Source organism: Candidatus Alkanophaga liquidiphilum, assembly GCF_053996935.1.
Genome location: NZ_JBMXYC010000014.1, coordinates 1 through 6,927 on the forward strand (window position 1 = coordinate 1; position 6,927 = coordinate 6,927).

The window sequence follows — 6,927 nt, forward strand, 5'->3', positions numbered from 1 at the left end:
AACCTTTTAGATATGCCAGAAAATTGATACACCCTAAAATAGGAACCTACAGATTCAGAATAGGTGATTATAGAATCATATTTGATATTGATGATGATAACATGGTGATATTAAGAATTGGACACAGAAAGAGCATTTACAAGTGATAAAAACTTCACCTAACAGAGCGTATCTGGCTTCGGCACTTCGCCTAAATCCCGCCTTACGGCTGGACTTCAGATACGCTCGGAACGTTGTCCGAAATTCGGCTTGGCGGCTTTAAAAAGATGTGTACAAGCTCCAGCCGGAGGAAGCCCCAAGCTCAAGCTTAGGGTAGTTCACTAGTCCGATGACACTCTAAAGGAAGTAGTGAGCAACCGCGTTTTGGCTTCCGATAACATTTGGTGACATTCGTATCGGAAGCCATCCATCTCCGTCATCCTTAGGACAAGGCATTCGGAGGAACGGCGGGCGGAACGGAAGCTCCTCCCATCACGTTCATCACGCCCATCAGCCCCCGCCTTGCGAACGTCGTCCTCGGGGCTGTCGGCGAACCTTTGTATGAAGCCTCGCCGTAAGGCGGGGAACGGGCGAGGGGGGCGGAGTGCTGCGCCTATGCGCTCCGGCATTCCAGTCCGATGAGAGGTGCCGTCGCCATGGCGGGGAAGCTTCGTCTTCAGACGGGAGAGGCTGACTGACCTATTCAAAAAACTCCTTACCTATATCCGCGTATCTGAGTTTCTTCTTCACACCCTTCTCCACGTATTCCATCTCACGCATGTGCGAATATTTGAGAACGCTCATGAGGCGGTGCGCCTGCCCTAAGAGGTGCTCAGGCAGGAACAAGAGCGCTTTCGTGGGGCACGCCTCTACGCACTTCGGAGCGCCGCCGCAGAGGTCGCACTTGAACGGCGTCTTCACGTCGGGATGCACGAAAATCGCGCCGAACGGGCACGAAATCACGCAGTTGTGGCAAGAGATGCAATTTTCACCGTCGATGACGACGATACCATCTTTGATGGACATTGCACCGTTCGGGCAATTTTCCATACACTTCGGTTCCTTACACTGCCGGCAGAACACAGGCATCCTGATCACTGGGTGCGGGTATATCGAAATGACTCGGATTGCAGCCTTTTTTGGATTGTTCACCCCGAACTTCGCAATCGCACACGCAAGCTCGCAAAGCCGACAGCCCGAACAGCGTTCCGGAATGACCGTCAGCTTCCTCCTCGTTTCCTTCTTCGGCTCGTGTCTCAGTTCCCTTTCTGCTTCAGCCTCGCTGTGAACGCTCATGCTTCCCATTCCCACGCCCCCTCAAGACAATTACACTGACGCTCACGGAGGATTTAAAAGTTCTGCCGAATACAAAAATTTCGTGGTGCAGAAAAACAAAACTAAAAAGGTGTGCAGCCTTGCATGAGACCGTAGAGATTCTCGTAAAATCGTTCATAATGCTTTTTGTAATCATGGACCCGCCGGGGAACGTCCCGGTGTTCTTGGCGATTACAAAAGATATGGGCGAGTCTGAACGCAAAAAGGAATTTAACGAGGCTATACTCGTGGCGGCAGTGCTGCTGCTCGTCTTTGCGTTTCTGGGAAGGCTGATTCTCGAAGCGCTAGGCATCAGCATCGAAAGCTTTATGATTGCCGGCGGCATTCTCCTGCTTTTCACCGCTCTCGACCTGTTACGTGGCGAGAAGCAGTATGTGCGGGAGACTGACGTCGGCGCAGTTCCGCTGGGCACACCCCTCCTCGCCGGTCCTGGGGCGATAACGACGGTCATGATTATCCAGTCCTGGGGCTTTTTCATCGTGCTCTTCGCAATAATGAGCGCAATCGTGGCAACAAAAGTCATCCTCGACTTCTCCGCCCAAATCTATAAAATACTCGGAAGAGAAGGCTCTGAAGTCCTCAGCCGCATCATGGGCATTATCGTTGCGGCAATTGCCATCGAGTTCATAAGCAAAGGCGTGATAGGCATGGCTGGTTAATTCCGATAGATGGATTTTATGGGATATAATGCGGCAAAGCTTCTGTTTCACACCCCTTCGGCGATCTACCGATATTGACGAAAATTTTTTAAGTTACAACTACGAATTTGACAAGAGGTGGGGAATATGAGACGGCGGAGACCTTGGGATATTTTTGATGAACTTTTTGAGGACGTTGACAGGATGATAGAGCGGATGTTCCGCACGTTCAGAGAAACCGAGCCCGGGGAGTTCAAAGAACCGCTAATTTATGGTTTTTCCATGGAAATAGGACCAGATGGCATTCCAAGAATCCAGCATTTCGGAAACGTGCGTCCAGGAAAGCCCGGACTCATCGAAGAGGGTGTCCGAGAGCCCTATACATCAGTGATGGTTGACGAGGACAAGAACGTCCTTAGAATCACGGCAGACATGCCCGGCATCGAGAAGGACAAGATTAGTGTTAACGCCACCGAAGACACCGTCATCATCCGGGGCGAGAACTCTCGAAAATACTACAAGGAGTGCAAGCTCGACGCTCTCATCGATCCGGACTCAGCAAAAGCAACCTACAGGAACGGTGTCCTCGAAATTACGTTCAAACTCAAGGAGAAGAGACCAAAAGGCAAGGAAATCAAAATAGAATAACCTCTTTTATTTTTTACCTAATGCCTGTGTCTGATTTGGCAGTATTTCCAGTTTTCTCCTGCTTGCTGCTTGACAGGTGTTTGACCATTCTGCACGAGCCAAATGATGCAACGGACTCTGTTAAAGAAAAATGTGATGTGACGTGGGTAAAAAGACGCAGAAGCCTACAAGGTTAAGAATACGAGATTTTATAATAACGAGGGGAGCTTGGATTTTTTCTGTAGTGTGCTACGAGTTTCCCGACGACGAAAGAGTCGAAAGTCTTTTGAGATACGTGCCTGATGAGCGTGGCGAGAGGGTTTCGAAAGACGGCAGGCATTTCAAAAAGTTGAGTTTCGAGGAAGCTCGTAGCCTTTTGAAGGCGCGAAAGCCCGAATATTTGAAAGGTGTGCCACGTTCCGAGATTTCGGAGTTCCTACTGCCAAGCGTGCGTGTCAAGGAGGTTGCTGCCGCCGACGAGGGCATTGGGGAAATTTACGACTTTTTGAGGCAGGATGTTGGCGTGCCTGCTTCAAAAATAGGCATAACCGGCTCATTCCTCTGCGGCTTGCAGAAAAACGATTCGGATGCGGACTTTGTGGTTTACGGACGGCGGAGCTTTGAGAAAGTGCGAACTGCAATTTGCGAGCGGGATGAACTCAGGCTTGACAATGCGACGTGGCGTCGTGTTTATGAGAAGCGGCAAGCGGAGCTCGGCTACGAGGAGTTCCTAGCGCACGAGCTTAGAAAGCACAACAGAGGGCTGCTGCGGCGTCGCCTGAGTGGCGGCGGCAGGAGCGAGGAGCTGCGGACGTATTTCGACGTCTTGTTCGTGCGGGATTGGGAGGAGCTGCGAAGACTCAAGCGGGAGGATGTCGAGCGTGGCGAGCCGCTGCGCTACGAGAAGATAACTGCGAAGGTTCGCAATGCGGAATTCGCCTTCGACAGCCCCGCAATCTACGAGGTGGAGCACGAGCTCGTGGACAAAATTCTGTGCTTCACGCACACTTACGTCGGGCAAGCCTTTGAGGACGAAATCGTAGAGGCACGAGGCGTGCTTGAGAAATGCGGCGATGAGCTTCGTCTTGTCGTGGGCACGAGCCGAGAGCCGAGAGGTGAATGGATAAGGAGCTTAAGCTTGCTGAACGAACTTAAGGCGCGCCGCAGCTGAGCCTGACGCCGTAGCATAGGAAGTAAACCCCAAGCACGAAGAGAAACGTCGAGAGGACAAGTTGCAATTTCTGGGCGTGCCGCACTACGAAGCCCTGAGATGCGGAAAGAGCGACGAAGGAATACCAGCCGAAATCGGAGAAATAATGCCCTAAGACGACGAGCGCCATCCCGAAGCCGCCGAGCGTCTCCGCTCCGAAAGCAAGCAACGCACAGCCGACGGTCGCCCACCACACGAAGAAACCCGGATTGAAGGCGGTGAACGCAATGCCGCCGAGCAGGGCGCCGCCGTGCTTCCTGCGGATATTCCGAGGTCGTTGCTCCGAGCGTCGGCGCAGAGCGTCGTAGCCCATTTTTAACGCGAATAGCGTCATGGCGACGCCTCCCACCACGTAGAACGCAGAGCTGACGCCGGCAACGCTCAAGCCGAAGATGAGCAGTAAAATCGTAGGAACCTCGACGGCTGCATGTCCTAACATCGCAAGGACGCCGGAAAGGACGCCCCGCCGCATAGCATCCGAAACCACGAATACAAACAGCGGACCGGGGAGCATGGCGCCGCTTAACCCCGTTAAAAAGCCCACGCTGAGCAAGTAGAAAATTGAACTTAACATCTGCCCCGCCAATCGAGAGCTAAATGCCCATAATTCTCTCAACAAGCGTCTCAAAAGCCTCGAAGACGCCCTTGCGCTCGGTAGCGACTGCCGGAATTACCGGCACGTCCTCTTCAAGCCGCATCTGCTTCCTTATTTCTTCCGGTGACAGCGCCCCCGGCAGATCCTGCTTGTTCGCAACGACGACGCACGGAAGCCCCGAGGCTCTCGTCATCTCAAGCATCTTCCTCGCCCGTGGGAAGCTTTCGGCGTCTGTAGAGTCTACGACGAGAAAGACGCCCATGGACTCACCGCCTAACCACTTTAGCAACGGATCAAAGCGCTCCTGCCCCGGCGTCCCAAAGACCTCGGCGACAACGCCTTTGTAATCGACGTAGCCGTGATCGAGAGCGACTGTCGTGCCGAATCTATCAACGGACACCGCTCTTTTTGAGAGAGCACCCACGAAGGTCGATTTTCCGGCGTTATAAGGACCGGTGACGAGGATTTTCGGGATGTAGGCGCGGACGCCGCCGGGGCGGACAACCTTAAAGAGCAACGCCTTCTCCTCAGCCTCCACCCAGTCTGCCTTCGTCACGCTGTAATACTGCCCTATGATTATTCTTTCTGCAATGCCCGCGATCTTCACAACGGCGTTAAATGCTTCTTTGATGTCCTCTAAGGTCTCAGCATCGTAGGGCCAGGCCGTGAAGTTCGCAACTACGGGCACGCCTTTTTCGGCGGCGAGCTTGAGCCACGCCCGCACGCTTTCCAAGGTTTTTACCTCACCACACATGTCCATCAGGTCGCTGAGCGAGCTGAAGAACAGGGCATCGCTTTCTTCGAGGACGCTGCGGACCGCGGCGTCAAAGTTTTCTATGTTATAAGGATCATCCACGACGTATTTCGCCTTCGAGTCCATGCCGATGAGCTTTGAATAGCCATCTATGACCAAAAGGTGGTGTTCTGAGTCTGAAACTTCCCAGCCAAGTTCCCGCATGCTCTCAAAAAACTCGTAAGGTGGCGACATCGTGAGCACGTAAGCCGCCCGCAATCCTCCGGTCAGCGCATTATATAATGTCTGCATCCCGAAGACATCGCCCTCGATGCCCGGCTGCGTGAAGAAGAGCAGCGACTTTCCCGCAGGCACGCCACCCCCCAACAGCTCGTCAAGCTTCGGTATGCCTGTCTTAAGCATCATAAGCACCAACTCAGCTCCTGATCTTTAGCTTCCCCCTTGCATCCTGCCATATTATCATCCCATCCTCAAACAACGCCTCAAGCTTCTTCATCACCGGGACCTCCTGCTCGAGGAAATACAAGCCCACGGCATCAAATGATTTTATCACATCAATATGCAGACGCAAAAAACGCAGGAAACGATCTGAAAAATGTGTGTCGAAGGTAAGCATACTTATGAGGTTGTCCACAACCAGATTTATTTTCCCCTTCCGCATCTCTACAAGCATATCATCCATCATCTCCTTGAAATAGTCCCTGATGAAGACGGATACTTTCGTGAGGTTCACAATGCTCGTGGTCTTAAGCCTCGGCTGCATGAGTTGCGTCCGCAAGAGCTTCTCACCGCCTGCCGGCAGCACGTCGTAAAGCTGGACGATGCCACATCTGCTGCTTTCTATTTCAAGAGTGCACGGGAAATCAGTTACATACACGACGTATTCCCCCTCCTTAAGCGCCTTCTCTATGTAGTCCACAGCGAGCTTCTTCAGCCCGCCGCCCACGAGCAGAACGCTCGTGCCGCTCGGCACATTCCTGAGCACTTTCAAAAGCCTCTGTCCCAAGTCGGCTTTGCGCCAAATCATTTCATCTAAATGCAAGAGACAACATTACGCTTATTTCAGCAGCTCCATTATTTTCTCTGCGGCTTTCCGCATGCCCACGAGGATTAGCCCCAAGCCGGCGTCCGGCGCCGCCATCACGACAAGTAACGCCCTAGGACCGGCGCCTGTTGCTATGATTCGACCGTGTTGTGATTCCACAATAACACGCTCGGTCAAACCTTTTTTAAGCTCGGCGACCGCCGTCTCCGCAGCGCCGAGCATCGCTGCACTCATCGCTGCAAACGTCTCGGCGTGCACATCGCTCCCCATATCGCTTACAATCAGCAGCCCGTCCCTTGAAACTATTGCTGACGCCTCTATGCCTCCTATATTCTTTATTTCCGCAAGTATGTTCTCCAATTCCTCCTTCAAAGTCATTTCCGAAAAGCACCCCTTCGCTCCGTTTTTCGCAGACTTCTCATTTAAACCTTACGCTCTTGCAATTTAGAAGGATCCATTAACGCATTAATACTCCATTACCATTCTACCTCGCAGAAAGCCTCGCAGGGCGGGATGCGGCGGGTATGGAAAGCGGTGGTGATGAGACTTAACTCATCTCTCCATACCTACACATATGGCTGGTAGTGGTGGGACGGGCAAACACCTTCAACCTGAATCCGGGTAAAGAGGAAGAAGCGATACTGCATGAATGGGCAGATAACTGCTCTCGAATGTATAACGAGATAAACTATAAACGCAGAAATCATTCTTCAGCGGCGAATTCAACTGGAATACCGACGAAGA

The 6,927-nt window shown here is 52.4% G+C and carries 9 protein-coding genes; 4 read left to right on the forward strand and 5 right to left on the reverse strand.

Features of this window, described 5'->3' with window-relative positions; genetic code table 11:
- The first annotated feature begins 23 nt into the window (after positions 1 to 23).
- A complete protein-coding gene (locus ACXJJA_RS01975) occupies positions 24 to 146 on the forward strand; it encodes a type II toxin-antitoxin system RelE family toxin (RefSeq protein WP_456486560.1) in 123 nt (40 codons plus the stop codon).
- A gap of 532 nt (positions 147 to 678) precedes the next feature.
- On the opposite strand, the gene ACXJJA_RS01980 is transcribed toward ACXJJA_RS01975, so the two are convergent.
- Positions 679 to 1,284 (reverse strand): 4Fe-4S dicluster domain-containing protein, encoded by a 606-nt coding sequence (locus tag ACXJJA_RS01980; protein WP_456486552.1) that lies wholly within the window; start codon positions 1,282 to 1,284, stop codon positions 679 to 681.
- Between the two features lie 110 nt (positions 1,285 to 1,394).
- On the opposite strand from ACXJJA_RS01980, the gene ACXJJA_RS01985 reads away from it, so the two are divergent.
- The 3 genes from ACXJJA_RS01985 (at position 1,395) to ACXJJA_RS01995 (ending at position 3,750) form a co-directional block, all read left to right on the forward strand.
- A complete protein-coding gene (locus tag ACXJJA_RS01985) occupies positions 1,395 to 1,973 on the forward strand; it encodes a MarC family protein (protein ID WP_456486553.1) in 579 nt (192 codons plus the stop codon).
- 126 nt (positions 1,974 to 2,099) lie between these two features.
- Positions 2,100 to 2,600, forward strand: coding sequence for an archaeal heat shock protein Hsp20 (gene hsp20, locus ACXJJA_RS01990; RefSeq protein WP_456486554.1), 501 nt, complete (start codon positions 2,100 to 2,102; stop codon positions 2,598 to 2,600).
- A 142-nt stretch (positions 2,601 to 2,742) separates the two neighbouring features.
- Positions 2,743 to 3,750, forward strand: coding sequence for a nucleotidyltransferase domain-containing protein (locus ACXJJA_RS01995; protein ID WP_456486555.1), 1,008 nt, complete (start codon positions 2,743 to 2,745; stop codon positions 3,748 to 3,750).
- On the opposite strand, the gene ACXJJA_RS02000 is transcribed toward ACXJJA_RS01995, so the two are convergent.
- From ACXJJA_RS02000 to ACXJJA_RS02015, 4 genes are read right to left on the reverse strand one after another with little or no spacing between them, the layout of a single operon-like run.
- Complete coding sequence (locus tag ACXJJA_RS02000) at positions 3,731 to 4,363, reverse strand: LysE family transporter (RefSeq protein ID WP_456486556.1); 633 nt, start codon at positions 4,361 to 4,363, stop codon at positions 3,731 to 3,733. The genes ACXJJA_RS01995 and ACXJJA_RS02000 overlap by 20 nt on opposite strands.
- A 19-nt stretch (positions 4,364 to 4,382) precedes the next feature.
- On the reverse strand, positions 4,383 to 5,543 hold the full coding sequence (locus ACXJJA_RS02005; RefSeq protein WP_456486557.1) for an ADP-ribosylation factor-like protein: 1,161 nt from the start codon (positions 5,541 to 5,543) through the stop codon (positions 4,383 to 4,385).
- A gap of 10 nt (positions 5,544 to 5,553) precedes the next feature.
- Positions 5,554 to 6,165, reverse strand: a complete 612-nt coding sequence (locus tag ACXJJA_RS02010) for a hypothetical protein (protein WP_456486558.1) — start codon at positions 6,163 to 6,165, stop codon at positions 5,554 to 5,556.
- A gap of 30 nt (positions 6,166 to 6,195) precedes the next feature.
- Complete coding sequence (locus ACXJJA_RS02015; RefSeq protein ID WP_456486559.1) at positions 6,196 to 6,561, reverse strand: roadblock/LC7 domain-containing protein; 366 nt, start codon at positions 6,559 to 6,561, stop codon at positions 6,196 to 6,198.
- Between the last annotated feature and the right edge of the window lie 366 nt (positions 6,562 to 6,927).